General features: G+C 68.2%; 29 protein-coding genes. 11 read left to right on the top strand and 18 right to left on the bottom strand.

The features are described 5' to 3' along the window. The first annotated feature begins 114 nt into the window (after positions 1-114). Positions 115-2,184 (top strand): neutral/alkaline ceramidase, encoded by a 2,070-nt coding sequence (locus NP4_RS35830; RefSeq protein ID WP_068007615.1) that lies wholly within the window; start codon positions 115-117, stop codon positions 2,182-2,184. On the opposite strand, the gene NP4_RS35825 is transcribed toward NP4_RS35830, so the two are convergent. The 4 genes from NP4_RS35825 to NP4_RS35815 all read right to left on the bottom strand — a co-directional run bounded on the left by NP4_RS35825 (position 2,161) and on the right by NP4_RS35815 (position 4,304). Beyond that, a complete protein-coding gene (locus NP4_RS35825) occupies positions 2,161-2,952 on the bottom strand; it encodes an alpha/beta fold hydrolase (RefSeq protein ID WP_082876528.1) in 792 nt (263 codons plus the stop codon). The genes NP4_RS35830 and NP4_RS35825 overlap by 24 nt on opposite strands. A 74-nt stretch (positions 2,953-3,026) precedes the next feature. Beyond that, positions 3,027-3,461: a serine hydrolase gene (locus tag NP4_RS35820; protein WP_068007609.1), complete on the bottom strand. Its 435-nt coding sequence runs from the start codon at positions 3,459-3,461 to the stop codon at positions 3,027-3,029. A 253-nt stretch (positions 3,462-3,714) separates the two neighbouring features. After that, positions 3,715-3,870 carry a DUF6131 family protein gene (locus NP4_RS41845; RefSeq protein ID WP_169813849.1) on the bottom strand — a complete coding sequence of 52 codons (156 nt, stop codon included), beginning with the start codon at positions 3,868-3,870 and terminating at the stop codon, positions 3,715-3,717. A gap of 17 nt (positions 3,871-3,887) precedes the next feature. Next, the gene (locus NP4_RS35815) at positions 3,888-4,304 is read right to left on the bottom strand and encodes a hypothetical protein (protein ID WP_068007605.1); all 417 of its coding nucleotides are present in this window, start codon (positions 4,302-4,304) and stop codon (positions 3,888-3,890) included. Between the two features lie 107 nt (positions 4,305-4,411). On the opposite strand from NP4_RS35815, the gene NP4_RS35810 reads away from it, so the two are divergent. Both NP4_RS35810 and NP4_RS35805 read left to right on the top strand, forming a co-directional pair. Further along, positions 4,412-4,603, top strand: a complete 192-nt coding sequence (locus NP4_RS35810) for a hypothetical protein (RefSeq protein WP_062513853.1) — start codon at positions 4,412-4,414, stop codon at positions 4,601-4,603. Between the two features lie 45 nt (positions 4,604-4,648). Next, complete coding sequence (locus tag NP4_RS35805; protein ID WP_068007603.1) at positions 4,649-5,128, top strand: nitroreductase family deazaflavin-dependent oxidoreductase; 480 nt, start codon at positions 4,649-4,651, stop codon at positions 5,126-5,128. Positions 5,129-5,131: 3 nt separating this feature from the next. On the opposite strand, the gene NP4_RS35800 is transcribed toward NP4_RS35805, so the two are convergent. Further along, complete coding sequence (locus tag NP4_RS35800; RefSeq protein WP_068007599.1) at positions 5,132-6,601, bottom strand: APC family permease; 1,470 nt, start codon at positions 6,599-6,601, stop codon at positions 5,132-5,134. A 46-nt stretch (positions 6,602-6,647) separates the two neighbouring features. Between NP4_RS35800 and NP4_RS41840 the strand changes: the two genes are divergently transcribed. Continuing rightward, complete coding sequence (locus tag NP4_RS41840) at positions 6,648-7,385, top strand: serine hydrolase (RefSeq protein WP_068007594.1); 738 nt, start codon at positions 6,648-6,650, stop codon at positions 7,383-7,385. A gap of 35 nt (positions 7,386-7,420) precedes the next feature. Then, complete coding sequence (locus NP4_RS35790) at positions 7,421-9,043, top strand: NlpC/P60 family protein (protein ID WP_068007591.1); 1,623 nt, start codon at positions 7,421-7,423, stop codon at positions 9,041-9,043. A gap of 16 nt (positions 9,044-9,059) precedes the next feature. Here the strand turns inward: NP4_RS35790 and NP4_RS35785 are convergent, their stop codons facing one another. Together NP4_RS35785 and NP4_RS35780 are read right to left on the bottom strand one after the other, a co-directional pair. Further along, positions 9,060-10,166: a DoxX family membrane protein gene (locus NP4_RS35785; protein WP_068007588.1), complete on the bottom strand. Its 1,107-nt coding sequence runs from the start codon at positions 10,164-10,166 to the stop codon at positions 9,060-9,062. 80 nt (positions 10,167-10,246) lie between these two features. After that, complete coding sequence (locus tag NP4_RS35780) at positions 10,247-10,729, bottom strand: universal stress protein (RefSeq protein WP_245997098.1); 483 nt, start codon at positions 10,727-10,729, stop codon at positions 10,247-10,249. Between the two features lie 59 nt (positions 10,730-10,788). Here NP4_RS35780 and NP4_RS35775 point away from each other — a divergent pair, with 59 nt between their 5' ends. After that, complete coding sequence (locus NP4_RS35775) at positions 10,789-11,301, top strand: gluconokinase (protein ID WP_068007585.1); 513 nt, start codon at positions 10,789-10,791, stop codon at positions 11,299-11,301. Here the strand turns inward: NP4_RS35775 and NP4_RS35770 are convergent. From NP4_RS35770 to NP4_RS35760, 3 genes are read right to left on the bottom strand one after another with little or no spacing between them, the layout of a single operon-like run. Beyond that, entirely contained in the window at positions 11,289-12,182 is an 894-nt protein-coding gene (locus NP4_RS35770) for a dienelactone hydrolase family protein (protein WP_068007582.1), read from the bottom strand. The two genes, NP4_RS35775 and NP4_RS35770, sit on opposite strands and share 13 nt — an antisense overlap. A gap of 26 nt (positions 12,183-12,208) precedes the next feature. Further along, positions 12,209-12,628 (bottom strand): MarR family winged helix-turn-helix transcriptional regulator, encoded by a 420-nt coding sequence (locus NP4_RS35765; RefSeq protein ID WP_062513838.1) that lies wholly within the window; start codon positions 12,626-12,628, stop codon positions 12,209-12,211. After that, entirely contained in the window at positions 12,618-13,994 is a 1,377-nt protein-coding gene (locus NP4_RS35760) for an MFS transporter (RefSeq protein ID WP_068007680.1), read from the bottom strand. Before NP4_RS35760 ends, NP4_RS35765 begins: the two co-directional genes overlap by 11 nt. Before the next feature lie 137 nt (positions 13,995-14,131). On the opposite strand from NP4_RS35760, the gene NP4_RS35755 reads away from it, so the two are divergent. Continuing rightward, complete coding sequence (locus tag NP4_RS35755) at positions 14,132-14,605, top strand: Dps family protein (RefSeq protein WP_068007577.1); 474 nt, start codon at positions 14,132-14,134, stop codon at positions 14,603-14,605. An 80-nt stretch (positions 14,606-14,685) separates the two neighbouring features. Beyond that, positions 14,686-16,104 (top strand): amino acid permease, encoded by a 1,419-nt coding sequence (locus tag NP4_RS35750; protein ID WP_068007573.1) that lies wholly within the window; start codon positions 14,686-14,688, stop codon positions 16,102-16,104. Here NP4_RS35750 and NP4_RS35745 read toward each other — a convergent pair whose 3' ends face one another. The 4 genes from NP4_RS35745 to NP4_RS35730 all read right to left on the bottom strand — a co-directional run bounded on the left by NP4_RS35745 (position 16,105) and on the right by NP4_RS35730 (position 20,270). Next, a complete protein-coding gene (locus NP4_RS35745; protein WP_068007569.1) occupies positions 16,105-17,100 on the bottom strand; it encodes an LLM class flavin-dependent oxidoreductase in 996 nt (331 codons plus the stop codon). A 57-nt stretch (positions 17,101-17,157) separates the two neighbouring features. Continuing rightward, positions 17,158-17,514 carry a hypothetical protein gene (locus NP4_RS35740; RefSeq protein ID WP_068007566.1) on the bottom strand — a complete coding sequence of 119 codons (357 nt, stop codon included), beginning with the start codon at positions 17,512-17,514 and terminating at the stop codon, positions 17,158-17,160. Positions 17,515-17,519: 5 nt separating this feature from the next. After that, entirely contained in the window at positions 17,520-19,460 is a 1,941-nt protein-coding gene (locus NP4_RS35735) for an APC family permease (RefSeq protein ID WP_068007564.1), read from the bottom strand. 66 nt (positions 19,461-19,526) lie between these two features. Further along, complete coding sequence (locus tag NP4_RS35730; RefSeq protein WP_211335775.1) at positions 19,527-20,270, bottom strand: TetR/AcrR family transcriptional regulator; 744 nt, start codon at positions 20,268-20,270, stop codon at positions 19,527-19,529. Positions 20,271-20,368: 98 nt separating this feature from the next. Here NP4_RS35730 and NP4_RS35725 point away from each other — a divergent pair, with 98 nt between their 5' ends. Both NP4_RS35725 and NP4_RS35720 read left to right on the top strand, forming a co-directional pair. Next, complete coding sequence (locus NP4_RS35725; protein ID WP_082876520.1) at positions 20,369-21,616, top strand: DUF418 domain-containing protein; 1,248 nt, start codon at positions 20,369-20,371, stop codon at positions 21,614-21,616. A 34-nt stretch (positions 21,617-21,650) separates the two neighbouring features. Continuing rightward, complete coding sequence (locus tag NP4_RS35720; RefSeq protein ID WP_068007558.1) at positions 21,651-22,550, top strand: SAM-dependent methyltransferase; 900 nt, start codon at positions 21,651-21,653, stop codon at positions 22,548-22,550. 2 nt (positions 22,551-22,552) lie between these two features. On the opposite strand, the gene NP4_RS35715 is transcribed toward NP4_RS35720, so the two are convergent. Beyond that, a complete protein-coding gene (locus tag NP4_RS35715; protein ID WP_068007556.1) occupies positions 22,553-23,176 on the bottom strand; it encodes a hypothetical protein in 624 nt (207 codons plus the stop codon). A gap of 111 nt (positions 23,177-23,287) precedes the next feature. Between NP4_RS35715 and NP4_RS35710 the strand changes: the two genes are divergently transcribed. Then, positions 23,288-23,767 carry an Rv1443c family protein gene (locus tag NP4_RS35710; protein ID WP_082876519.1) on the top strand — a complete coding sequence of 160 codons (480 nt, stop codon included), beginning with the start codon at positions 23,288-23,290 and terminating at the stop codon, positions 23,765-23,767. On the opposite strand, the gene NP4_RS35705 is transcribed toward NP4_RS35710, so the two are convergent. The 3 genes from NP4_RS35705 to NP4_RS35695 form a co-directional block, all read right to left on the bottom strand. Further along, positions 23,754-24,035: a hypothetical protein gene (locus NP4_RS35705; protein ID WP_068007676.1), complete on the bottom strand. Its 282-nt coding sequence runs from the start codon at positions 24,033-24,035 to the stop codon at positions 23,754-23,756. The genes NP4_RS35710 and NP4_RS35705 overlap by 14 nt on opposite strands. Positions 24,036-24,145: 110 nt before the next feature. After that, a complete protein-coding gene (locus NP4_RS35700; protein WP_245997097.1) occupies positions 24,146-24,343 on the bottom strand; it encodes a hypothetical protein in 198 nt (65 codons plus the stop codon). Positions 24,344-24,524: 181 nt separating this feature from the next. Next, positions 24,525-25,322, bottom strand: coding sequence for an SAM-dependent methyltransferase (locus tag NP4_RS35695; protein ID WP_068007551.1), 798 nt, complete (start codon positions 25,320-25,322; stop codon positions 24,525-24,527). Between the last annotated feature and the right edge of the window lie 200 nt (positions 25,323-25,522).

Raw genomic sequence — 25,522 nt, 5'->3', positions numbered from 1 at the left:
GTTCGCCTACGCTCGCTGCAATGTCAACCCTGGCGTGTTGGACGTATGACCAGTACGCTTCGGCGAATCAGGTATACGCAGCGACGATGACGTCCCGGAACCCTAGGAGCATTCGTGACGGTCTCCCGGCGGTCCATGCTGACCGGCGCAGCGGGCGCGATGCTGGCCGCGGGCGTGCCCGGCGTGGCCGACGCCCGGCCCGCCGATTCGACGCGGCGCGCCGCCGACGGCCAGGACTATCTCATCGGCTGCGCCCTCGCCGATGTCACCGGCGCGATCGCCGGTCAGGGCATGATGGGCTACTCCGAATTGGATCAGGTGGCCGACGGCCTGCTCATGCGCACCTGGGCCCGGGCCTATGTGGTGGTCGACCGGGCCACCGGCGACCGCGTCGCCTTCGTGACCGCCGATATCGCCTGCCTGTTCCAATCGGTGTATCTGGCCGTGCTGGGGCGGCTGGCCCAGCGCTTCGGTGATCTGTACACCGAGCGCAATGTGAACATCAATGCCACCCACAATCACAACTCCTGCGGCGGCACCGCGCGCGAATACGCATACTCCCTGGCCGCCTACGGTTTTCAGCAGAACTCGCACGAGGCCGAGGTGAACGGCATCGTGGCCGCGATCGTCGCCGCGCACGAGCGACTGGCCCCCGGCACGCTGCTGCTGGGCCGCGGCGAACTGCACGACGCCTCGGCCAATCGCTCGCGGGTGGCGTTCGAACTGAATCCACCCGGGGACAAGGCCGAACTGCCCAACGGTATCGATCCGGCGGTCACGGTGCTGCGGCTGCGTCAGGGCGGCCGCGATGTCGGCGCGATCACCTGGTTCGCCACCCACGGCACCTCGCTCACCGATCGCAACACCCTGATCTCCGCCGACAACAAGGGCTATGCGAGTTATCGCTGGGAGCACGACGAGATGGGTGTGCGCCATCTGGACGGCCCGGCGAGTTTCGTGGCCGCGTTCGCACAGACCAATCCCGGTGACATCACCCCGAATCTGAATGTCACGCCCTGGCATCCGAGCGGTCCGACCGACGACAACCGGGCCAACTGCGCCCTGATCGGCGAACGCCAATATCAGGCCGGGCGAGCCGCATTCGACGCCGCGCGGCCGATGGCGGGCGGCGGGATCGACGCGATGCTGCGGTATGTGAACATGGGCGACACCGCGATCGACGGTGAGTACACCCCCGACGGCAAACCGGCCCGCACCTCCCCGGCGATGATGGGCGCGGCCGCCGCGGCGACCAGTTCGGAGGACAACTGGAAGACCCAGCTGCCGTTCCTGTTCGAGGGCGAGCAGAACCCGATGGTCACCGCCCTCGGCGGCGTCGACGCACCCGTCGAACAGTGGATGCGCGATGTCCAGGCGCCCAAGCTGATCGTGGCCCCGCTGGGAATACTGCCGCCGCGCCCGTGGGTGCCGCTGGTGCTGCCGATCCAGCTGCTGCGCCTGGGTGAGTTGGTCTTGGCCTGCGGTCCAGCCGAATTCACCGTGGTCTCCGGGCTGCGCATCCGCCGGGTGGTGTCGCGAGCGTTGGGGATTCCGATCGAAAATGTCCTGGTTCAGGGGTATGCCAATGCCTACAGCGGCTATGTGACGACGCCCGAGGAGTACGTCTCGCAGCAGTACGAGGGCGGTGAGACGCTGTTCGGGCGCTGGACGCTGTCGGCCTATCTGCAGGAATTCGACCGGCTGGCGCGGGCTTTGGCGGCGCGCACGGATCCCGGTCGCGGCCCGGCCCCCCTGGATTGGACGAACGGACCGCAGCCGAATCTGCTGCCCGCGGTACCGCCGGACGTCCCGGTGGCGGGGCACGGCTTCGGCGATGTGGTGACCGGGCCCGCGCCCGGCTATGGAACCGGTCAGACGGTTTCGGTGACCTTCGCGGGCGCGCACCCGAACAACGACTTGCGTACCGGCGGCACGTATTTCGAGGTGCAGCGCGACGACGGCTCGGGCTGGCGGCGGGTATTCGACGACAACGACTGGTGTACCGAACTGCACTGGTCGCGCCCCGACGGCCAGCCTGCGGCCTCGCTCATCCGCATCGACTGGACCATCCCGCCACAGGTTGAATCCGGGCGTTACCGCATCGAATACAGCGGCGATCGCCGCGATCCGGCGGGCGCGGTGACCCGGTTCGGCGGTACGTCACCCGAATTCACGGTCGGCTGAGCCCACGGGCTCCGCGCGCGCGGCCGTATCCGTGATCGCCCGCACCACTCGGCGTGGCGTGTCGTACATCGGCACATGTCCTGCGCCGGTGAGGATTTCGAATCGGGCCTGGGGCAGGCGTTCTCGCGCGATCGCGGCATTGATCGACACCGGTAGCAGTTGATCGCGTTCGGCCCAGGCCAGGGTGATCGGGCAGGGCAGGGGGTCCAATGGGCCGTTCTGTTCGTTCGTGTCCAGGATGTCGTGGAGGGCGGCGCAGTGCCGCAGGTCGTCGCAGAGGGCGAGGGCATGGCGCGGGGTGAGGCGATCGCCGTGCGCGAGGACCTCGCGCTGGGCGACGCGGCGAATGGTGGCCGATCGCAATGCGATCGGCAAGACGGGCCGGGTGAGGCGGACCATGATCTCGAGCCGTCTGATGATCGAGGTGCCCGTCGTGCGGCTGGGGCCCTGGGCATTCCAGAATCCGGCGGGGGACAGCGCGCAGACGCTGCGGGCCCGGCCGCGCCGGGCCAGTTCGATCGCGACCCAGCCGCCGAGGGAGTTTCCGGCCAGATGTGCCGTCGCCCAGCCGCGTTCGTCCATTCGCCGCTCGATATCGCCGGCCAGCGCGTCGATATCGACCGGATGCCGCGGGGCCGGTGTTCCGCCGCGATGGCCGAGCATGGTCGGGGCGAAGATCGTATGCCGCCGCGACAGGGCGGGGACGACGCCGTCCCAGACGCGTGCGGACATGCCGAGGCCGTGTAGTAGAACCAGCGGGGCGGTCATGAGTCTCGCTTCCTCGAGAACTTCGGTGTTCCCGCGCAGCATCCCATGTCCCGTGATCGGTCGCGAGCGCCGATTCAGCCGCGGCGCAACGACCACACCTGCGCCGCGATCCGGGCCAGCAGCCGCGTGGCGGGATCGCCCAGGGCGCGGCCGGTGGCCAGCGGACCGGTGTAGCAGACCGCCAGGGCGTACGGCGCGGCGTCGGTCGGGCTGATCAGCGCGGCCCCGTGCCGCAATCGCCGCGACCAGCCGCCCGCGCCCGCGACGGTAGTTCCGGCGGGCATGCCCACGGCCAGATCGTCGACGGAATTGTGCGCGAGGGTGTTCAGCTCCTCGGCGGGCAGGGCGAGCACGAGGCGCGCGAGGTCGGCGGCGGTCACCCGGTGGCTCTCGGCGTGCCCGCGCGGACCCAACCGGCAAGCCAGACGCGCGCAATCATCGTGCGGCACATCGGAATTGATCGCGTAGAACGGTGCTTGGCCGGACCGGACCGCGCAGATCGACAACATGGCACCCAGGGTATCCGTAACATTTCGGCAATACGGACGAAACGGGCAGGATATATCTCACCCCGAGCCCTTGACGAGAGTGCCCCCGGTCCTTCCGTCTTTCCGAGGAGACCGGATTCGGGTCATCCTGATTGCACCGCGCGGCCGAAGCGGTGATCACGCCCGCCCACGTGGAGGGGAGCGGGCGAGTACGGGAGGGCCCCCGGTCGGTGTACCGACCGGGGGCCCCGTCGTGCGAGATCGACTAAGGCGGCTAGTAATACCAGCGCCGTCCGCCCACCGGGCGGCCGACCGAGCCGAGCAGCAGCAGGGCCGCGCCGATCACCGCCAAGATGATGCCGATCGTGGTGAGAATTCCGATGCCGAGCAGATACCCGACGACGATGAGGATGATACCGAGGACGATCATGATGTGCTCCGAGTGAATCAGGATTGCGGTTGGGCGCCACGAGACGGCTGATTGCCGCCCGGTCGACGCATGAACGGATTGCGCGACCACACCGGCTGCTGCCGGGGCGCGGTCTGGCCGGCGGGCGGGGTCTTCGTCAGATCCTTTCGCGTGGCAGACATTTCGCGTCGGGACTGGCGTAGCTCGCGGCGGATCTCCGCATGCCGCCGCGCCGAGGTGAACGCACCGGCCAGTAGTAGGGCCAGGCCGAACATGCCGACGGCGCCGACCGCGACGCCCGCGGCGAACAGTTCGCCCTGCGACGGAGTGAAATGCTGGTTGAAGACGGTGAAGTCGCTCGACAGCAGGTGGGCGTCACCGGCATTCGCCACCACGGCGGCGACGCCGACGACCACCGCGGCGATCAGAACGATCAACCCGATGAGTACGATCATGACAATTCCCAATTCCCAACGTTGTTGGACGTTATGCCTGGGCAATGCCCGCCGACGCGCCCGTCAAACCAAGGTTTGATCGAAGCTGTCGGTGCTATGCGAATCCCATGAGCACCTACACCTTCGAACTGCCCGATTTCGCCTCGGAGGCCGATCTGGCCGAGCGCACCCTGCGCGGACTGGACACCGTCAGCGGGGTCAGCGTGGACCGAGCCGCGGAAACGATCAGCGTCACCTCGACGCTGAGCTACAGCGAAATGCTCGATGTGATCCGGCAGAACGGGATATCCGCACGATAACCGGGCGGCCATCGTGTCGAAACGGTGTCCCGCTACGGTTGACCGGTGCCGAGGAACCCGTTGCCCGCGCTAGGCCGGGCCATTGCGAGCCGTCCATTGGCGATGCGCGCCGCGCCCGCGATCATTCGCCTGGAACGCCTGGTCCGTCGCCTCACGCGCGGTAAGCACGGCGTCCTGGACATCGCGGGCCTGCCGTCGATCGAATTGACCGTCGCCGGGCGCAAATCCGGCCTGCCGCGCACGGTTTCGCTGCTGTACGTGCCTGAGGGTCCCGAGACCTATTTGCTGGTCGGCTCCAATTGGGGTCGTAAGGAGCATCCGGTCTGGTCGGTCAATCTCAGTGCCGCCGATCACGCCGAACTGCACAGCGGCGGCGAACGTTTCAAGGTCCGGGTGCGGCGGCTGGAGGGCGGCGAGCGCGCCGCGGCCTGGCAGCGCGCGGTGACCTACTGGCCCGGCTACGCCATGGAGGCCCGGCTGGCCCAGCCGCGCGAGTTCCGCCTCTACGAGCTCACCCGGCTCTGAGTCTCAGCGCGGCTCCTCGACGAACACCCGCCGCATCTCGTGCAATCGCCGCGGGTGCCGCAGGTACAGATAGGCCAGCACGGCGATCCCGATCAGATACCAGATGCCGATGACCAGACCGGTCAGGCTCGACGGATAGCTCAGCGGCGTCACGAATTTCAGCACCGGCGCGCCGATGCCCATGGCGGTGAACCACGCCGGGAGGAACGCCGCGATGCCCAGCACCGGGATCACCAGATGGCGCAGCCAGTGGAATTCCGCGCGTCGGCGGCGCAGATAGAACATCGCGCACGACAGGTTGAACACCATGTAGACCGCGATCATCACCCCCGCCAGAATCGTGGCCAGGAAGACGAAGACCACCGCCGGACCGTAGTGCAGTCCGATCGGCAGGCCAACCCCGAGGGTCACGATCAGCTGCGCCACCACGCCGATATGCGGTGAGTTCCACCGCGGATGGGTGCGTGAGAGGGCCGCGGGCAGCAGGCCGATCCGGGCCATGGCGTACCAGGTTCGGGTGGTCGCGAGCGTGGCCGCGTTGCCATTGGCGAAGGTCGAGTTCAGGATCGCGAAAAACGCCAGCACCCAGCCGATTCCCCAGACATCGCGGGCCAGGGCGATCCACGGGCTGCCGTTGCCGAGCTCGCCGAAGCTCACATAGCGGTCGGGTCCGAAGTACACATCGCCCGCGTAGACGGTGAAGACGTAGAACAAGCCGATCACGCCGCAGGACGCGACCACGGCGATCGGAATGGTCCGGCGCGGATTGCGGGCCTCCTCGGCCAGCGGCGCGGACGCCTCGAAGCCGATGAACGCCAGGATGGTGTAGATCGATGCCGCCGCGACGCCGGAGAAGCCGTGATAACCCTCGACCGTGGCGAAACGCAGCGTGAAGACCGAGCCGGTATTGGCGGAACCCGCCTCGACCACCAACCATGCGGCCAGTACGAGGAAGACGATGATCTCGAACAGTCCGAGCAGCGTGCCCACCCGCGCGCTCACCTTGACGCCGCGATAGTTCAGCAGCGCGATCAGCACCGCGGCCACGATCATGACCACCACCCAGGTCGCGGTGAACGGCCAGTCGAATTCGTCGTGCAGCACCGAACCTACGAGATAGCCGACCAGAACCGTGGTCGTCGGGCCGAGCAGCGCCTCGACCAGGGCATAACCCCAGCCGACCAGGAATCCGACCATCGGATGCAGGGCCTCGGCGGGATAGGTGTAGATACTGCCCGCCGACGGGAGATGTTCGGCCAGCTGCCCGATCGAACTCGCCACCAGCAGACACGCGACCAGCGCGAGCGCCACCGCCAGCGGCAGCGCGCCCCCGGCGTAGGTCGCGCCGACCGCGATCGACAGCGCGACCGCGCCCGCGGGCGCCATGGAGGTGACGGATTGGAACAGGACCTCACGCAGACCGATCGCGCCGCGCGCGAGGCCCGCGGCCTCGGTGGAATCGTCGGTTCCCATATGTCATTCTGCGCCGCGGTCCGCTCGCGGCGGACCATGATGGGTCATGTCCGCCAACACTTCTCGAGCCCTGGCCGCGAGTTTCGCCGCACACAGCGCGCCGCTGGGCGGAGCCGTCGGATTCGCATGCGCTCCCGTCGGGGGCGGACCGGTCGTCGAATTGGGGGAGTGGTCCGGCGGGGTGGCCTGGTCGACCAGCAAGGTGCCGCTCGCGGTCGCGGCCCTGCGCGCGGCACCGTCCGTCACGAAAAGCCTTGTGGTGGCGGCCATCACGCGTTCGGACAATGCCGCCGCCGAGCAGCTGTGGTCACTGCTGGGTACCCCGGCCGCGGCCGCCGGCGCGGTGGAGGCGGTGCTGCGCGACGGCGGCGATACGGCCACCCGGGTGCGATCGCTGCGGGTGCGACCGGAGTTCACGGCTTTCGGGCAGACCGAATGGAGTGCCGCGCGGCAGGCGCGGTTCACCGCGCGACTGCCGAATATCGAACGAGGTCCCGACGTCCTCGCGCTGATGCGGGCGCTCGTCCCCGAACAGCGCTGGGGTCTGGCGCGATTGCCCGGTGCGGCGGTGAAGGGTGGATGGGGACCCGACGAGGAGGGGACCCTGGTCCGGCAACTGGCCGTGCTGCCCAACGGGTCCGGCCGGACCGCGGTGGTCGTGGGCGCTGTGCCGGATTCGGGCATCGTCGACGACGGGATAGTCCTGCTCGACCGGCTCGCCGAATGGGTGGGCGAGCACCTCGCGCATCTACCCACCGGGGACCGTCGCGGCGAAAGCGAGTGAGCCGAACCAGTTTCCGAACGGAGGTATCGTGGGTTATGGGCTCGCCGGAACCTCCCTGTGCCTTCGTCGATGTCGCCGCCGCCACGGTCTGGACCACGCCGGACAGTCCCCGTCCGGTCGACGCGCCGGCCCTGACCAATCCGGTCGATATTCCGCGCTGGCTCGCCGATATGACCCTGGCCGAGGAGCAGGAGCTCACCTCCGACAACCTCACCCAGACCCAGGCGCTGTACGGCGATCGGGTGTATGTGGTGGGGCAGCAGGCGGATTGGGCCGAGGTGCTGGTGCCCGGACAGCCCACCCCGAAGAATCCGCTCGGCTATCCGGGCTGGATTCCGCGGGCGCAGTTGACGACCAGCCCCGAATTCGACGAGTTGACGAACGGTCCCTTCGCGCTGGTCCGCGATATCGCGACCGCCTGGCTCCACGACGATCCCGGGCTCTGCGATCGCCACCTCGAAATCAGCGCCGGGACAAGGCTCCCCGTGCTTGGACGCACCGGCCAGGCGATTTCGGTCGCCACCCCGCGCGGCGGTCCGAAATGGCTGGACGCCCGCGGCGTCGAGATCTACGCGAAGGCCACCGACATCCCGCAACCCGCCGCCGCGGATCTGGTGGGGTTCGCGAATATGTTCCTCGGGCGTCCCTATCTGTGGGGAGGCCGTGCGGCTTTCGGCTTCGACTGCTCGGGTTTCACCTCGACCACCTATCAGGTGCATGGCATCACGCTGCCGCGAGACGCCGGGCCGCAGGCCACCGACGGCGGCGGACGGGCGGTGGCCGCCGAGGATCTACAGGCCGGTGATCTGCTGTTCTATGCGAGCGACAGCCGGGATCCGGAGTCGATCTACCACGTGGCCATGGCCATCGGCGGCGGTCGGATGATCGAGGCGTTCGACTCCACCGCGCCGGTGCGCGTTACCGAGCTGCGGTTCGGTCAGGATTACTGGGGCGCGCGCCGATACCTGCGGGCCGAGGCCGCGCCGTTCCGGGATCCGGTCGAGACGTCGTTCGCGTGGGGTTTCGCCGCGGTGACCCGGAAGGGCTGGGCGGCCGATGAATCGCTGATGACCTGGACCGCACGCGATTTCGCTCCGGTGCAGCTGATCACCGTCCACCACACCTTCGACTTCGACGGCAGCGGCGCATCCGATTACCGCGATGTCGTGCGCGCGCTGTACGAATTCCACGCCTCGTCCGAACATGGCGGCCGGGGCTGGGGCGATCTGGGCTATCACCTGCTCATCGATCCCAACGGGGTCGTCTACGCCGGGCGCGAGACCGGCGACCCCGCACCGATCTTCCGGCCGGGCGCAGTGCTGCGCCCGGGGGCGGAAGTGGTCGAGGCGGGCCACGTCTACAACGCCAATCCGGGCAATATCGGGATCTGCCTGATCGGGAATTTCGATGCCACCGAGCCGACCGCGGCCGCCCTGATCGCCCTGCGGGATGTGCTGGGCGCGTTGTGTTCCGGCCTGGGTCTGGATCCGTTGACCCAGATCCGCTACACGCATCCGGCCACCGGTCCGGTCGTGGACAAGCCCGCGATATCGGGCCATCGGGACTGGTCCGATATCGCGGGCCCGACCACCTGTCCCGGTCAGAACCTCTACGATCTACTACCCGCGCTGCGAGCAGCGGTGGGGAAACCGCTCTGAACCGCGGCGGTTTCGCTCACCGACGCAAACGCGCCTGACCCTTGTCGGCCAACTTCGCCCCGCGCGCCTGGGCCTGCTGGGCCAATTCGGCGCTGCGGGCCTGGGCCTCCTCGGCGATCTCGGCGAGTTTGGCGGCCCGGGCCTCGGCCTTGTCGGCGAGTTTGGTCGCGCGGCGACGCGCCCGTCCGGTCAGCTCGCTGCCTCGATCGGCGGCGACATCGGCCAGTTCCGAACCGCGCGCGGAGGCGCGATCGGCGAATTCCGAACCGCGCTCCTGGGCCCGTTCGGCCAGCTGCGCGGCCCGCTTGCGGGCTGTTTCGGCGAGTTCGGGTCCGCGGTCCTGGGCGATCTCGACCAGATGCGCGCCGCGTTTCTTGGCGGCGTCGGCGAGTTCGGGTCCGCGGTCCTGGGCGATTTCGACGAGATGCGCGCCGCGCTTTTTCGCCGCCTCGGCGAGTTCGGGTCCGCGGTCTTGGGCGATCTCGACCAGATGCGCGCCGCGCTGCTTGACCGTCTCGGCCCAGTCCGGCCCGCGGTCCTGCACGGTCTCGACCAGTTCCGCGCCCTTCTCCGCGGCGACCTCGGCCAGCTCACGACCGCGAGTCGCCTGCTGCGCCAGCCGATCTCGCAGCGTGTCGCTCGCCGACGCGCCGAAGGGGAGCGCGGCGGCCGCGCGGCGGGCGGCACGGCGGCCACGCCAGCCCAGCGACGGTTTGCCCTCGGTATCGGCCGCGGCGATCATCAGCCCGCCCAGTAGGCCCAGATCCTTCAGGAAGGCCACCCGCTTGGCGTCGCGCCGCGCGGGATCGGGCTCGTTCCAGAAATCCTGTTCGGTGACGGTCGCGGGGACGACGGTGGCGGCCAGCACCAGCGCCGACAGGCGCGGGGCGCGACCGAGCGCCAGCAGTACGCCCGCCCCGACCTGCGCCGCGGCATTGATGCGGACCACCTTGCCCGGATCGGACGGGAGTTTCGCGGCTACCTGCTCCGGCAGCTTCTGCTCTCCCTGTGAGACGAGCGCGGACGCGGCTTTGGCGCGCGGCTCGGGATGCATCAGCGTGTCCACCCCGTCGACGACGAAGGCGGTGGCCAGCAGCGGGCGGGCCAGTCGGCGGATCAACATGACAAGAACCCTTTCCTCGATGGCTGTTTCGGCGAGTTCCCGCAGTTGTGCACACCAAACGCGGACGTGCCCGTCGGTATCTACGGAACGACGGTCACCGGCCAGCGTCCGGCCTTGACCAACCGTACCGCCACCGAACCGATCAACCGATGACCGGTCTTCTCCGACGCGCCGACCACGACCGCGTCGGCCTTGAGTTCATCGGCGGCCTCGGCCAATCCGGTGTAGGCGTCCCCGCGGCGCGTCAGGAATTTCCAGCGGCCCCGGTAGACGTCCTTGACGCGCTCGGCGTGCTCCTGGATCTCGCGCGCAAGATCCTCGGCCATCTCCTGGGTCACGCCCTGCACATCCGCGCCGTAGGCCCCGGCCATCGCCATGTACGGCTGCACGTAAACGATTGCGAGCAGGGCGTTCTGGCGGCGGGACAGACCGGCGGCATAGGCCGCGGCGCGCCAGGACGAGTCGGACCCGTCGACGCCGACCATGATCACGAGCGGCCCGTCGGTGCCCAGTTCGAAGCCCGACCCGCTGGGTGCCCACTCCGGGGTTATCTCCTCGGTCACAGTGTCGAGCCTAGAACAGCGCGGGCTTGCGGTCGCGGAGCCGGCATTAGGGTCGGGGCATGGGTGAGATTCGAGGACCGATCGTCGTGATGGGCGTATCCGGCGCCGGGAAGACGACCGTCGGAGTGCGACTGGCGGTCGCGCGCGGCGTGGAATACGCGGAGGGAGACGACTTCCACCCCGCGGCCAATGTGGCGAAGATGGCGGCCGGAACCCCGCTCGACGACGAGGATCGCGCGCCCTGGCTGGACACCATCGCCGAATGGCTGCTGGCCCATCGCGACTCCGGCGGCGTGGTCAGCTGTTCGGCGCTCAAGCGGCGCTATCGCGATCGGTTGCGCGCGGCCGCGCCCGAGCTGTGCCTGGTTTACCTCGAGGTCCCCCGCGCCGAACTGGAACGCCGATTGACCGTGCGCACAGGACATTTCATGCGCGCGCGGATGCTCGACTCCCAGCTGGCCGACCTCGAGCCGCCGAGCGCGGACGAGCCGTCGCTCACCGTGGACGCCACCGGGGGGATCGACGCCGTGGTGGAACGGATCCGCGCGGCGCTGGCCGATCAGCCGAGATAGCGTGCGTACCAATCGGTTACCCGCCGCCACGCCTCGCCGGCCGCGGTCGGGTTGTAGCGCTGGCCGGTGTCGTTGAAGAAGGCGTGATCGGCCCCCGCGGCGACGAAGGTCTCGTGCGGGACGCCCGCCTGTGCCAACGCCTGCTCGGCCTGGGGTCGGCTGGCGTCCACGCGGGTGTCCAACGCGGCGTAGACCGCGAGCACGGCGACGTTCGTATGGATCTCGCCACCGGCGAACGGTCCGTAAAACGGTGTGGCCGCGGCCAGTTGGGGCGTACCCGAGGTGAGCAGCAGCCAGGTCAGTCCGCCGCCGAAACAGAATCCCGTGGCGCCCAGCTTGTTTCCCGGCGTCCGGCGCGCCAGCTCGGCGAGCCCGGCCTGCAGATCCGCCACGAACCGATCCTGCGGGGTCCTGCCCAGCGCGGCGGTGGCGGCCGCCGGATCGCTGAAACTCGCGGTGCCGCCCTCCTCGGACAGCAGATCCACCGCCAGCGCCGAATAGCCGATTCCGGCGAATCGTCCGGTGACCGAACGGATGAACGGTGTCAGCCCGGTGTTCTCGTGAATGACCAGTACGCCGCCGCGCGGCTTCGGCGCCTCGGCCCACGCGGCCTGCAGGGTGCGACCGTCGGGTCCGGAGAAGGTGATCGATGTCGAGGGCAGCGCCCCGGCGACCCCGGGCGCCGCGGACGACGCCGCCGCGGACGAGGTTGTCGCCGGTGCGACGGTCTTGTCGCTGGAACACGCGGCTAGCAGGGCGGCGGCCGCGCTCGCGCCGAGGCCGAGCAGACCCAGGCGACGTAGCGCCTCACGCCGGCTGAGCAGTCCCTCGGCGTGATCGGTGGCGATCTCCTCGACGATGTAGCGCTGCAGCGGCGTCATGGCCACACCCTAAGTCCGCGGTGCGGTCACCGCTCGAGTTTGCGCAGCAGATCGCGCAGCTGACGCAGCTCCGCGGCGGACAGGGCGGTGAGCGGTTCGGGCGCGGGATCCGGAGTGGCCTTGGCGAATTCGACCATCTCGATGCCCGCGTCGGTGATGGTCACCAGTTTGCAGCGACGATTGTTCGGATCGATCGTGCGCACCACGAGCCCGCGCTCCTCGAGATCGTTCACCGAGACCGTGGCGGCGGGTGCGTCCATGGTCGCGGCCCGGGCCAGCTCCTTCACCGACAGTGGTCCCGGGAGCAGTCGGCGCAGGACGCGAAAGCGGCTGAACGGCATGCCCGTTCGCTCGACGACGGCGCGCTTCCAGGGATCGCGGCTGTCCATGACCACGTGGGACAGTAACCGCCAGACCTCGTCGGGTGTGGGGGACTCATCCGGCATGGGCGGGCACCTTCTGTTCGAGCAGGGGAGCGACCCGATCGCGGGTGCGTGCGGCCCAGCGGGTATTGGCGGTCACGCCCAGGACGATGATGCCCCCCGCCAGCGCGGCCAGTACCCACCACAGGCTCGCTCCGGTCAACAGGCCACACAATGCCACACCGAGACTGACCCCGATCTGACGGCTGGTCGAGGCCACGGCCGAGGCCGCTCCCGCGCGATCCAACGGCATCCCGCTGACCGCGGCGGTCGTGATCGGGGCGTTGACCGTGCCGAAGCCGATGCCGAAGGTGGCGAACATGATCACCAGCTGCCAGACCGGCGTATCGGGCCGCAGCGTGGTCAGCATGATCGCGGCCAGTCCCATCATCGCGCCCGCGACGACCAGTGAGGGCCGGGTGCCGTAGCGACCGACCAGTCGCCCGGAGATCGGCGAGCAGATCAGCATGCCCACCGCCATCGGCAGATACAGCAGACCGGTGTGCACGGCCGAATAGTGCCGCGTCTCCTGTAGATACAGCGAGGCGCTGAACAGGAACGCGCCCAATCCGGCGAACGCGCAGATCGCCATGAGGGTGGCCGAGGAGAACGGCACGCTGCGGAAGAAACGCAGATCGATGAACGGCGACCGGTGCCGCGCCTCGTAGTAGACGAATCCGGCCAGCGCCGCCGCGGTGATCGCGAAGATCAGCGGCTCATGTTCGATCAGCCCGAAGACCAGGCTGAACATCACCGCGATCGCCAGCACCTGACCCACCGGATCGATCCCGCGCACGGTCGCCGACTTGGACTCCGGCACGAAGATCGTGGTCAGCGTGAACGCCACCGCGCAGATCGGCAGATTGATCCAGAACACCGACTGCCAGCCCAGCGCGTCGATCAAGCCACCGCCGACCATCGGACCCAGTGCGGTGGAGATGCCGACGACCGCGCCCCACACCCCGACCGCGCGGGCGCGTTCCACCCGGCCGGTGAAGACCGTGGTGATGATCGACATGGCCACCGGATTGAGCATCGAACCGCCCAGGGCCTGCACGAATCGGGCGGCGATCAGGGTGTCGACATTCGGGGCGAGGCTGCACAGCAGCGATCCGAGGGCGAAGGCGGTCAATCCGATCCGGAACATCCGGCGTCGGCCGAATCGGTCCGCGGCCGCGCCCGACAGCATGAGCAGGCTGGCCAGGGTGAGGGTGTAGATGTCGACGATCCACTGCAGGCGCGGCAGCGGCGCGTGCATCTGGTCGCGAATGGTCGGCAGCGCGACGTTGACGATCGTCGCGTCCATGGACGAGATCAGCAGGCTCAGGCAACACGTCACCAGCACGATGGTCTTGTGACGCGCCGACAACCCCTCAACAGTTGTAAGCACACAATGATTGTGAATACACAACTGTTCCTTTGGCAAGTGTTCCGGTGCGGCATTCGGTGCGACGCCGATCACGACCCGGTTGACCGCGCGCCCGACGGGTAGCACGACAGCAGTACCCGAGCAGGAAGGAAACGACCGTGGCACAACCCATCACCACCGCCCTCGACGAGGAACAGCAGCGCATCGCCGGCGAGGCCCTGTCCGGCACGGTGGTCGATCTGATCGACCTGTCGCTGATCGCCAAGCAGGCGCACTGGAACGTGATCGGCCCGCGATTCCGTACGGTGCATCTGGCATTGGACGAACTGGTCACCGCCGCAAGGGAATTCACCGATGCGGCGGCCGAGCGCGCCACGGCGATCGGCGTCAGCCCCGACGGCCGCGCGGGCACCGTCGCCGAGCGCACGGGCGCCAAGGGCTTCCCGGCGGGCTGGCAGCGCGATGACGATGTGGTCGAGTCGATCACCGCGAATCTGGCCGCCGTCATCGGCCGTCTGCGCAGCGGTATCGAGGTCACCGAGAAGGCCGATCCGGTCACGCAGGATCTGCTCATCGGGATCACCGCGCGGCTCGAGCAACTGCACTGGATGTGGCAGGCGCAGTTGAGCTGATTCCGGGTGGATCGGTTCCGGATGGAATTCCCTGTCCGGTTGGAATCATTCGGTAACGCGGACGCGGTAGCGTGCCGTGCATGACGACGGACCGCAAAGCGGAGGCGCTCGGCGCGCCGGACAACACCGCGACCGGTGAAGAAGAAGGTTACAAGCGGGGTTTGAACCCCCGCACGATTCAGATGATCGCCATCGGCGGCGCGATCGGCACCGGCCTGTTCTACGGTGCGGGCGGCGCGATCGAGAAGGCCGGGCCCGCACTGATCCTGTGCTATCTCGCCGCCGGACTGGCGATCTTCGTGATCATGCGCGCGCTCGGCGAACTGCTGACCTATCGACCGGTCTCGGGCAGTTTCGCCGAATACGCCAACGAATTCCTCGGCCGCTTCGCGGGTTTCGCGACCGGCTGGACGTACTGGGCCGTCTGGGTGGCCACCTGCATGGCCGAGATCACCGTGGCGGGCAAGTACGTGAAGTACTGGTTCCCGGGTGTTCCGGAGTGGTTGACCGCCCTGGTGGTGCTCGCGGTGCTGTTCGCGGCGAACCTGATCTCGGTGAAGCTGTTCGGTGAGGGCGAGTTCTGGTTCTCCGCGATCAAGGTGACCGCGATCGTGGCCATGATCCTGATCGGCATCGGTGTGCTGACCATCGGATTCGGGCACGCGGCCAATCCGACGGTGACCAATCTGTGGGCCGACGGGGGAGTGTTCCCCAACGGGTTCAGCCAGTCGCTGCTGGCCCTGCAGATCGTCGTATTCGCCTATGTCGGTGTCGAATTGGTGGGTGTGACCGCCGGGGAGGCGGCCAATCCGCGTCAGACCCTGCGCAAGGCGATCAACACCCTGCCGTTCCGGATCGGCCTGTTCTACATCGGCGCGCTCATCGTGATCATGTCGGTGGTCAGCTGGCGCGGCTTCCACGCCGGGCGCAGTCCGTTCGTGGAGGTGTTCTCCCAGATCGGAATTCCCGGTGCGGCCGGACTGATCAACTTCGTGCTGCTGACCGCGGCGCTGTCCTCGTGCAACTCCGGCATCTACTCCACCGGGCGGATGCTGCGCAGTCTGTCACTGCGACAGGAGGCCCCGGCCGCACTGGGCGGGCTGAGCGGTCGGCAGGTGCCCTACGCGGGCATCGTGGTCTCGGCCGCGGCCATGGTGATCGGCGTGGTCGTGAACGTGATCTCGCCGGACAAGGCCTTCAGCTACATCACCTCGGTGAGCACCATGGGCATCATCTTCGTCTGGGGCATGATCCTGGTCTGCCACCTGCTGTACCGAATCAAGGTGCGCCGCGGGGAACTTCCGGCCTCCGATTACCGACTGCCGGGCGCGCCCGTGACCACCGCGCTGGCGCTGGCCTTCCTCGGGCTGGTGGTCGTGCTGCTGTTCTTCAGCGAGGACGGCCGCACGGCGCTGGTCGTCGGCGTGGTGTGGGCGGTGCTGGTGTGCGCCGGTTATCCGCTGCTCAACCGACTGTCCAAGAAGGAATCGGTCGCCTGATCAGGCGACCACTTTCTCCATGATCAACTCCAGCGAACGCACCCGATCATCGATGTCGTAGATCCGGGTGTTGAGCATGACCTCATCGGCCTCGGTGCGGCGCAGCAGATCCTCGAGCTGTCGCCGCACCGTGGCCGGTGCACCGAGCAGCTGACCCTCGCGACGTCCGGCGACGAACTGCCGTTCCTGTTCGGTGCCAGGGAAATTCGCGGTCTGCTCCAAGGTGGGCAGCGGGGTGCGCAGGCCCCGGCGCAGATTCAGGAAGGCCAACTCACTCGGGCGGGCCAGCAGATCGGCCTGCTCGTCGGTATCGGCGCAGACCGCCGAGACCGCGATCATCGCGTGCGGGCGCTCGAGCCGATCGGTGGGCCGGAAGTTCTGTCGATACAGCGCGAGCGCGGCCTCGGTGTTCTCGGCGCTGAAATGGTGGGCGAACGCGAAACGCAGCCCGAGCAATGCGGCCAGCTGCGCGCTGAAGCCGCTGGATCCCAGCAGCCAGATCTCCGGGCTCTCACCGATGCCCGGTACGGCCACGATGCCATCGGCGCTGTCGCCGTCGAAGTAGCGCATCAGCGCCATGAGCTCCTGCGGAAACCCCTCCGCCGACAGACCCTCGGTGGTCCGGCGCAGCGCCAGCGCGGTCGCCTGATCGGTGCCCGGCGCACGACCCAGGCCCAGATCGACCCGGCCCGGATGCAGCGCGTGCAGGGTGCCGAACTGTTCGGCCACCACCAGCGGCGCGTGATTGGGCAGCATCACCCCGCCCGAACCGATGCGAATGGTCGAGGTGGCCGCGGCCAGATGGGCCAGCAGCACCGCGGGCGAGGAGCTCGCGATGCCGGGCATATTGTGATGTTCGGCCACCCAGAACCGGGAATAGCCGAGCCGCTCGGCCGCGCGGGCGGATTCGGTCGTCGCGCGCAGTCCTTCGCCGACGGAATTTCCGAATTGCACCGGCGCCAGGTCGAGTACGGACAGCGGGACGTCGATCGTCATCAGGGCACCTCCAGGAGCCTGCAACGCCCGAGACATCGGATGTATTTCACGCCCCGATCACCCGGCGACCGTACCGGCCCCGATCGCCAGATACGCCAGCGTGACGGTGAGCAGAAACCACGCCGCGCCCTGCCAGATCGGCCAGGCCCGGTGCCGTCGCCACACCCGATAGGTTGCCACGAAGGCCCCGACGGTGCCCAGTACCAGGACCAGACCCGGAGCGCCGAGAATCGTTGCCTGCGAAGCGGTGTCGCAGAAGGTCCGCTCGGCGTGCGCGCACGGTTCGCGGCGCTGCGCCCACTCGTCGACCACAGCGAACGCCAGCGCCGCGGCGGCCAGTACACAGATCGCGTAGGTCACGGCCCGCCGGAACAGCTCGGGGTCGTGCCATCGCTTCTCGACATCGTCGACCATGTCGATCACCTCCTCAGCCGAGACATACCCGCCCGCAGCTGATAGGGCACGCTGATCACCATTACGTTCGGCACGAACAGCAGCCGCGCCTTCAGACGCAGCGAACTCTGGTTGTGCAGCAGATTCTCCCACCACCGCCCGACCACGTATTCGGGAATGTAGACGGCGACCACCTCGCGCGGCCCCCGCGCCCGCCGGATATAGGCCACGACCGGCTGGGCGATCGTGCGATACGGCGATTCGATCACCTTCAGCGCGATGGCCACATCGGCCCGCTCCCATTCCCGCCGCAGCCGACGGGTGTCGGCCTCGTCGACATCGACCGTGACCGCGGCCAGGGTGTCCGGATGCGTCGCGCGGGCGAACAGCACCGCGCGGCGGGTCGCCCGATGCCAGCCCGAGACCAGCACGATCGCGTGCACCCGGCCGGGCAGCGTATCGGCCTCGTCCAGATCGCGGGTGAGTTCGGCGCGCACCGCGGCGTAGTGCCGATGAATCGCGCACATCAGCGCGACCAGCGCTGGAATCGCGAGCACCACCAGATACGCCCCGTGGGTGAATTTGGTGATCATGACGACGACAAGGACCACGCCTGTGCAGCCCGCGCCGACGGCGTTGACGAGTCGGGAGCGGTGCGCGGCGATCCGCGCCGACCGGGTCGCCGCGGTGCGCAATCGCCGATTCCAATGTCGCACCATCCCGGCCTGGCACAGCGTGAAGGAGGTGAACACCCCGACGATGTAGAGCTGAATCAGCCGCGAGGTGGATCCGTCGAAGGCGTAGACGAGACCGCCCGCGGCCACGGCCAGCAGGATGATGCCGTTGGAGAAGGCCAGCCTGCCGCCGCGGGTGTGCAACTGGCGCGGCATGTATCGCCGTTGTGCCAGGAGGGCGTTCAGCAGCGGGAAGCCGTTGTAGGCGGTATTGGCGGCCAGCACCAGGATCAACGCGGTGGTGATCATGAGGTAGTAGAAGGCCGCGCTGTGGCCGCCGAAGACCGCGGCCGCGATCTGGGCGATCACCGTCTTCTGCACGTCGACGCGGCAGTCACCCGCGAAGCCGATCAGATCGCAGGGGTCCTCGGCGACGACGGTGTGCGAGATCATGGCCAGCGCGGTCACCCCGGCGAACATGCCGATCGCCAACCCGCCCATCGCCGCCATGGTGTGAGCGGCGTTGCGCGCCTTGGGTTTCCGGAACGCCGGGACGCCGTTGGAGATGGCCTCGGCGCCGGTGAGCGCGGTGCAGCCGGAGGAGAACGCTCGCAGCAGCAGAAACGCCACGCCCGCGGTGGACAGCCCGGCCTGCTCCGGGCGCACCGCGTAGTGCGCGCTCTCGGCCATCGGCGCGCTTCCCAGCGCGGCCTGTGCCAACCCGGTCACCGTCATGGTGAGCACGCCCGCGACGAAGGCGTAGGTGGGAATCGCGAACGCGCGCCCCGATTCCCGCACACCGCGCAGATTCATCGCGGTCAGAAAGGCGATCATGCCGAGGTCGACGGCGACGCGATAGGGATTGAGGGCCGGAATCGCGGAGACGATGTTGTCCACGCCCGAGGCCACCGACACGGCCACGGTCATCACGTAGTCCACCATCAGCGCCGCGGCCACCACGAGTCCGGTTGTCGCGCCGAGATTCTCCGCGACCACCTCGTAGGAGCCGCCGCCGGACGGATACGCCCGCACCACCTGCCGATACGACAGCACCACCACGGCCAGCAGCACCATCACCGCCGCGGCCACCCACCAGGCCAGCCGCAGATACGCCACGCCCGCGAGGGTGAGGATGAGCAGAATCTCCTGGGTGGCATAGGCGACCGAGGACAGCGGATCGCTGGCGAAGATCGGCAGCGCGATCCGCTTGCGCAGCAGGGTCTCACCGAGTCGATCGCTGCGGAACGGGCGCCCGAGGACCAGCCGTTTTGCCACGTCGATCGGTGAAACCACAGTCGCACCCTAGAACGGGCGAAGGGCCGGGCAGAGCCAGTTAAGAGCGGCTAAACAGTTCCCCGATCAGCGATGCAGCGCGGCCGCGATGCCGTCGAGCACCACGTGGAGACCGAAGCGGAAATCCTCCTCCGCCGGATCGCGCTCGGGCGCGCCGGGCACGGGAAACGGATCGGAACCGAACAAGCGCGCCGCGTCGGGAAATCGGTCCGGATCGACCAGCCGGGCCAGGGTGCGGCCGTATTCGTATTCGACATCGTCCTGCCGTCGCTCGCCTCGGCCGGTCCGCAACTGCTGTTCGAGCAGACAGCTCTGGCGGATGTAGCCGTCGAGCACCATGAGCAGGCCGAGTGCAGTGCCCGCGTCCAGGTCGATATCGCGCAGGGCGCGCAGTTGCGCGTCCAGCCAGGCGATGGTGTTGGGTCCCTGCGGCGGCCCGGCGATCGGCACGCGCAGCAGCCAGCCGCGCGCGGTGTAGACCGCGCGCAGGGCATGCGCGTACGCGGTGAGGCTCGCTCGCCAATCCTCCTGTGCGCCGAGGTCGTCCGGTGGCGAGCCGAGGGCGTGATCGACCATGAGCGTCAGCAGCTCATCCTTGGAACCGACGTGCCGGTACAGCGCCATCTTGGTGAAACCCAGTGTCTGCGCGACTTTTTCGAGGGTGACCGCCGCGATGTCGTGCCGGTCGGCCAGCTCCACGGCCGCCGTCACGATCCGGTCCACATCCAGTACCGGGGGCCGTCCCTGTCGCGCCGGAACGGGCAGTCGCCACAGCCGGGCCAGGGCGGCGGGTACGGGTCGGTCGCTCACGCGGATCCTCCTTCGGGTCGCGGAACATCCTGGCATCCCGCGCGTTCTCCAGTTAGTATCCCACGGAAAGTATCTATCGGATATTAAGTGGGACGCATATGGCCGCACGCCGCATCCAGGACGTCGACGCACTGCGCGGATTCGCACTGCTGGGCATCTTCGTCGTCAACATCACCTTCATGGCCTCGGGTTATCCCGGAAATCTGGTCACCGATCCGGCCTTCGCCGGGCCGCTGGACGAGGCCGTGCGCCTCGGCTCCTCGGTGCTGGTCGATATGAAGTTCTATCTGCTGTTCTCATTCCTGTTCGGCTACAGCTTCACCCTGCAGATGCGGTCGGCCGCCCGCGCGGGCGCGGCGTTCGGGCCACGCATGCTGCGCCGCATCGCGGGGCTGTTCGCCCTCGGCGCGGCGCATATCGTGCTGCTCTACGGCGGCGATGTGCTCACCACCTACGCCGTCGCGTGTCTGATCCTGTTCGCGCTGCGCGGAATTCGCGATCGCACGGCGCTGCGGGTGGCGGCGGCGATCTACGGTGCGGTACTGCTGTCCATGGTCGCGGGCGCGCTGCTGATGGATCGTGCGGCGCTACTGCCCGGCCACGACCAGGCCCTGGCCACCGCGGCCGAACAGACCCGGGCGCTGCTCGGCGGCTGGGGCGACATCATCGGCGAACATCTGGCCGGGCTGCCGCTGCTGGTCGTGCAGGCACTGACCATGCAGGGGCCGACGGCCCTGGCCATGTTCCTGCTGGGCATGGTCGCCGGGCGGCGGCGACTGCTGGAGAACGTGCGTGGCGACGAGCCGGTGCTGCGCCGAATCCAGCTGATCGGATATCCGATCGGACTGCTCGGCGGGCTGGCCTACGCGTTCGGCGGCGGAAATACGAATTCCCTTGCGGTGGCGGCCAGTATCGCGACCGCGCCGCTGCTGGCCGCGGCGTATGTGGCCACCCTGCTGCGCATCATGCACGCCCCGCGCGCCGCCTGGCTGCGCTCGGCGCTGGCTCCGGCGGGACGGATCGCGCTGACCAATTATCTCGGGCAGTCCGCGGCCGGGCTGGCGATCTTCAGCGGCCTCGGGCTCGGACTGGCCGGATCGGTCGGCCCGGCCGGGCAACTCGCACTGGCGTGCGCGGTCTTCGCCGCGCAACTCGCGCTCAGCGCGGCGTGGCTGCGATGGTTCCGATACGGCCCGGCCGAATGGGCGCTGCGCTGGCTCACCCTGGCACATCCGCCCGCCCTGCGCGCGGATGCCGGGATCGTGCGAAACGAACTGTCCACGAGTCGGATTCGGGCGGTGGATCCGCCGCGGAAGGCGGAAGTCGACGACATGCCGACCGGTTAGTGCGACGGTTCCGAACGGCAGGTACGTTGCGACTATGCGTACCGACGGGGATACCTGGGACATCACAACCAGCGTCGGGTCGACGGCCCTGTTCGTCGCCGCCGCCCGCGCGCTGGCCGGTCGCGGCGAGGCGCCGCTGGCGGTCGATCCGTTCGCCGAGGTCTTCGTGCGGGCCGCGGGTGGGGAGTGGGCCGATCTGCTCGACGGCAAGACGCCGAACCATCCGCTGCTCGACCCCGAATGGGGCGGCTCCTTCCGCACCTTCCAAGAGGCCCGCACCCGATACTTCGACGACTACTTCGCCGCGGCCAGCGCCGCCGGAATCGGTCAGATCGTCCTGCTGGCAGCGGGTTTGGATGCCCGCGCCTACCGGCTGTCCTGGCCCGACGGCACGATCGTCTACGAGCTCGACCGCCCGCGGGTGCTGGAATTCAAGCGCGCCACCCTGGCCGACAACGGTGACAAACCGCGCGCCGAGCGCCGCGAGGTGGCGGTGGATCTGCGCGAGGACTGGCCGAAGGCGTTGCGCGAGCACGGCTTCGATGCGTCCGCGCCGACTGCATGGCTGGTCGAGGGCCTGCTGCCGTATCTGCCGGTCGACGCGACCGAGCAGCTGTTCGAACAGATCGATCGCGCCAGCGGTCCCGGCAGCCGCGTCGCGGTCGAGGAGTTGGATCCGGTGCCGGGTCCGATCTACGAGGCCATGACCGCCCAGCCCGATTCCGTGCCCACTGGCGGCGGGGACTGGGCGAATCTGATCTACAACGAGAAGCGGCCCGAAGTGGTCGATTGGTTCGGCGCCCGCGGTTGGCAGGCCGAAAGCGTCCGGCTGCCGGACTATCTGGCCTCGGTCGGCCGGGCCGATGTCATGAGTTCGGATCTCGCGAAGCTGGTGCCCTCACTGGTGCGCCTGGCCACCGCGATCCGGCCCTGACGCTATTTGAAGTTCGGATAACCGACGCTCGCCAACGCCGTGGTCCAATCCGCGGCGATGGCGTTCTGCGCATTGGTCAGCGCCACCTGACGCGTGCACACCAGGGTGTGCAGCGCATGCTCCACGGCATCCTTCGGTCGCGCCGGACCCGGTTCGAGCCACAGATTGCGCGGATCATTGGGGTCGCCGCCCAGTTCGAGGGAGATCAGATGGTCGTATTCGGCGTCGCGCAGTGAGCCCCGATAGCCGTAGGACGCGGCGTTGGCGTGTTTTTCCGGATCGAGCACGGCGGCGGGCGGATTGACCGAGGCGGCGTAGTCGTGGCGGCAGATGGTCTGATCGAGGTTGTCCGCGCGGACGGTCGGATCGAGCGCGCCCGGTGTGCAGTTCGGATCCGGCAGCGCCTGCCCGTTCGGGGCGTGCAGATAGCGACAGCTGCCCGGTGCGGGCTGCGGCTGTGCGATGTAGGTATCCGAGGAGCCCGGTCCGACCGGAATATGGGAGATCTGTTGGGCGGCGGGCGGATGTAAGGCCAATTGCGCGACCGGTTCCGAACTCTGCTGCGCGCACCCGCCGAGCAGCAGGGGCGCGGCGGTAGAAACGAAAAGGGCCTGGCGTATGTTCATGACGTCCTCGGGGCAACCTACATCCGGACCAATTGTGCGCTACGGCAGTCGGTTTGCGATGGGTCGTCACCGAACCTGTCCATCGAGAACCATTTTCGATAACATCTGCGGGTGGCGACACAGCACATTCGGGTCCGCAGCGAGGTCGACGCACCGCTGGATACGGTCTGGAAGTCGATCACCTCGGCCGAGGGCATCAATGCGGAGCTGCGACCATACGTCCGTATGCTGACGCCGCGGGGCGCATACGACCTCGATATCGGAAACGTCACTGACGGAACGCGTCTGGGGCACAGTGTCCTGCTGTTGTTCGGGGTGGTGCCCTTCGATTACGACGACATCACCGTCGCCGAGATCGAGCCGGGTCGGCGTTTCCGCGAGGAATCCACCATGTTGTCCATGCGCAGCTGGACCCATGAGCGCACGCTGCGCGAAATAGACGGCCGCACCGAGGTAACCGACGCGGTGTCGTTTCACACCCGCCTACCGCTGTCGCTGATTCCGGGAACGGACCGAGCTCTGCGCGCCACCGTGGCCTTCCTGTTCCGGCACCGCCATCAGCGGTTGCGCCGCGTGCTCAGGTCCCGATGATCGAATTCATAATGGTGCCGGCGCTGGTGATCAAGACCCCGCCGACCAGGGCGCCCGCCACCATCTTCGGCGATTCCAGCCGCCCGCCCTGCCATTTCTCCCAGGCGAATCGGCCCCCGGCGTAGATGATCCCGACGGTGCCCGACAGCAGCATGAACCAGGTGAAGTAGCGGACCAGCTTCATGAATTTATCCGCCACCGGAGGCGTCTCCGGTGTGGGATTCATAATCTGGCTGAGGATGATCTCGTGGGCGACGGTCAGGATCATGGTGGTTCGCTTCGCGTTGCCGGTGGTACGTCCAGTCTCCATGGTAGGAGCCCTATTGACGTGACATCGACGCGGACCACCGCGGCCGCGACTCCCGGTGGCGCAGAGGGTTATTCGTCGTCAAGCCCCGCTGACAGATACGCCGCGGCGGCGATCCACTGACGGCAGCCGAGATGCCGGTCGTGGGCGCGCAGGAGGGCACGGGCACGGCGGTAGGTCAGCTCGCGAGGTTCGTCGGCGCAGTCGCCGATCGAGTCGGCGCTGCCGACGGAATCGCATGGACCGGAATGCTGGAGCATCTGAGTCATGGGACGCCTCTAACCGTTCGCGGTGGATAAACGGTGGCGACGCTGGCGCGGGGGCTCCCATTCGATCCGGCGCTTGTCCGGCCATCCTCGTCGAAAAAAGCTTAGGCCGGGGGACTGTGCAGATGCAAGCACATCTGCACAGTCACAAGCGCGTGTTGCGCCGGTTGTGACCGGGCCCTGTTCAGGGTTTGCGCGCGACCGCGCCGAAGGCGGCGATCTCGCGGTCCAGCGGCTTCTCGGTATCGGGCCGGCGCCAGTGCGCGATCGGGCCGAAGCCGGGTTCGAGCAGTTCGAGGCCGTCGAACACGGTACGCAGCTCGTCCTGGGTGCGAGGGTAATAGGGAACCCCGCCGGATTTCGCGTACTCGGCGCACATGCGCACGTAGTACGGGCTGTCGGTGGTGCCGTCCCAGTAGATCAGGTAGCTGCCGCTGGGTACCGCGGCCACGATGGTGCGCACGATGCGCAGCAGTTCGTCGTAGGTGGGGGCGTGGCCGAGCACGCCCATGAACATCACCGCGATCGGCTGGGTGAAGTTGAGGATGTTGCGGGCCTCGTCGATGATCTGTTCCGGATTGTTGAAGTCGGCCTCTATATATGTCGTCACGCCCTCGTCGGTGGTGCTGGTCAGCAGCGCCCGAGCGTGGGTGAGAACCAGGGGATCGTTGTCCACGTAGACGATTCGCGCGTCGGGCACGATCGACTGCGCGACCTCGTGGGTGTTCTGCATGGTCGGCAGGCCGGTGCCGATATCGAGGAATTGCGAGATGCCCCGATCGCGCGCGAGATGGCCGACGCTGCGAATGAGGAAGCGGCGACTCTCGGTCGCCATCGCCCCGATGTCCGGATCAATCTCGAGGCTGGCGTCGCCGACCTGACGATCGATGTCGTAATTGTCCTGTCCGCCCATCCAGTAGTTCCAAATCCGCGCGGAATGCGGGATGTCGGTACGGATCTCGGTGTTGTACCCAGGGGGCATGAGTCGGCTCCTCGTCGAGAACCCGGCGTCGCCCGGCGGGCGTACTACCTGGACGCGCGCGGGTGGTGGATCTGATGCAGAAGTGACAGTACAAGCTTCGGCCGATTCGGACGGGCCGGATTGTCCCCATCCATATGGAGGTGTGACCCAAAATCACCAACTGGTCGGCCGCTATTCAGCGGATCTTCACAGGCCGCGGC

It is taken from the genome of Nocardia pseudobrasiliensis NBRC 108224 (assembly GCF_001613105.1).
Taxonomy (GTDB): Bacteria; Actinomycetota; Actinomycetes; order Mycobacteriales; family Mycobacteriaceae; genus Nocardia; species Nocardia pseudobrasiliensis.
This window is presented reverse-complemented; position numbering and strand designations above follow the sequence as displayed.

What these genes read in the sequence shown, in the direction of transcription:
- NP4_RS35825 (WP_082876528.1), bottom strand. Translation starts at nt 2,952, where the DNA reads ATGACCGCCCCGCTGGTTCTACTACACGGCCTCGGCATGTCCGCACGC.
- NP4_RS35820 (WP_068007609.1), bottom strand. Translation starts at nt 3,461, where the DNA reads ATGTTGTCGATCTGCGCGGTCCGGTCCGGCCAAGCACCGTTCTACGCG.
- NP4_RS41845 (WP_169813849.1), bottom strand. Translation starts at nt 3,870, where the DNA reads ATGATCGTCCTCGGTATCATCCTCATCGTCGTCGGGTATCTGCTCGGC.
- NP4_RS35815 (WP_068007605.1), bottom strand. Translation starts at nt 4,304, where the DNA reads ATGATCGTACTCATCGGGTTGATCGTTCTGATCGCCGCGGTGGTCGTC.
- NP4_RS35810 (WP_062513853.1), top strand. Translation starts at nt 4,412, where the DNA reads ATGAGCACCTACACCTTCGAACTGCCCGATTTCGCCTCGGAGGCCGAT.
- NP4_RS35800 (WP_068007599.1), bottom strand. Translation starts at nt 6,601, where the DNA reads ATGGGAACCGACGATTCCACCGAGGCCGCGGGCCTCGCGCGCGGCGCG.
- NP4_RS41840 (WP_068007594.1), top strand. Translation starts at nt 6,648, where the DNA reads ATGTCCGCCAACACTTCTCGAGCCCTGGCCGCGAGTTTCGCCGCACAC.
- NP4_RS35790 (WP_068007591.1), top strand. Translation starts at nt 7,421, where the DNA reads ATGGGCTCGCCGGAACCTCCCTGTGCCTTCGTCGATGTCGCCGCCGCC.
- NP4_RS35785 (WP_068007588.1), bottom strand. Translation starts at nt 10,166, where the DNA reads ATGTTGATCCGCCGACTGGCCCGCCCGCTGCTGGCCACCGCCTTCGTC.
- NP4_RS35775 (WP_068007585.1), top strand. Translation starts at nt 10,789, where the DNA reads ATGGGTGAGATTCGAGGACCGATCGTCGTGATGGGCGTATCCGGCGCC.
- NP4_RS35770 (WP_068007582.1), bottom strand. Translation starts at nt 12,182, where the DNA reads ATGACGCCGCTGCAGCGCTACATCGTCGAGGAGATCGCCACCGATCAC.
- NP4_RS35765 (WP_062513838.1), bottom strand. Translation starts at nt 12,628, where the DNA reads ATGCCGGATGAGTCCCCCACACCCGACGAGGTCTGGCGGTTACTGTCC.
- NP4_RS35750 (WP_068007573.1), top strand. Translation starts at nt 14,686, where the DNA reads ATGACGACGGACCGCAAAGCGGAGGCGCTCGGCGCGCCGGACAACACC.
- NP4_RS35745 (WP_068007569.1), bottom strand. Translation starts at nt 17,100, where the DNA reads ATGACGATCGACGTCCCGCTGTCCGTACTCGACCTGGCGCCGGTGCAA.
- NP4_RS35740 (WP_068007566.1), bottom strand. Translation starts at nt 17,514, where the DNA reads ATGGTCGACGATGTCGAGAAGCGATGGCACGACCCCGAGCTGTTCCGG.
- NP4_RS35725 (WP_082876520.1), top strand. Translation starts at nt 20,369, where the DNA reads ATGGCCGCACGCCGCATCCAGGACGTCGACGCACTGCGCGGATTCGCA.
- NP4_RS35720 (WP_068007558.1), top strand. Translation starts at nt 21,651, where the DNA reads ATGCGTACCGACGGGGATACCTGGGACATCACAACCAGCGTCGGGTCG.
- NP4_RS35715 (WP_068007556.1), bottom strand. Translation starts at nt 23,176, where the DNA reads ATGAACATACGCCAGGCCCTTTTCGTTTCTACCGCCGCGCCCCTGCTG.
- NP4_RS35705 (WP_068007676.1), bottom strand. Translation starts at nt 24,035, where the DNA reads ATGATCCTGACCGTCGCCCACGAGATCATCCTCAGCCAGATTATGAAT.
- NP4_RS35700 (WP_245997097.1), bottom strand. Translation starts at nt 24,343, where the DNA reads ATGACTCAGATGCTCCAGCATTCCGGTCCATGCGATTCCGTCGGCAGC.
- NP4_RS35695 (WP_068007551.1), bottom strand. Translation starts at nt 25,322, where the DNA reads ATGCCCCCTGGGTACAACACCGAGATCCGTACCGACATCCCGCATTCC.